Origin of the sequence: Bacillus sp. SIMBA_005 (genome assembly GCF_046535585.1) — a bacterium.
GTDB lineage: Bacteria > Bacillota > Bacilli > Bacillales > Bacillaceae > Bacillus > Bacillus pumilus.
Genome location: NZ_JAWRWI010000886.1, coordinates 1 through 249, shown reverse-complemented (window position 1 = coordinate 249; position 249 = coordinate 1). Strand labels below are relative to the sequence as shown.

Here is a 249-nt window from a genome sequence, read left to right as displayed (position 1 = left end):
AAAAAGAAACAAACATCCCGGTTTTCCATGATGATCAGCACGGTACTGCCATTGTAACCGTAGCAGGTCTTGTGAACGCGCTGAAACTGTCTGGAAAATCCATGTCATCCATTAAAGTTGTCGCAAACGGCGCGGGTGCGGCTGGCATTGCGATTATCAAGCTTCTTCATCATTATGGCGTTCGCGACATTGTGATGTGCGATTCCAAAGGGGCCATTTATGAAGGGCGCCCGAACGGCATGAACGATG

General features: G+C 49.0%; 1 protein-coding gene. It reads left to right on the top strand.

Features of this window, described 5'->3' with window-relative positions:
- A partial coding sequence (locus SB660_RS22615) for a malic enzyme-like NAD(P)-binding protein (protein ID WP_410584736.1) occupies positions 1-249 on the top strand: 249 nt, incomplete at both ends.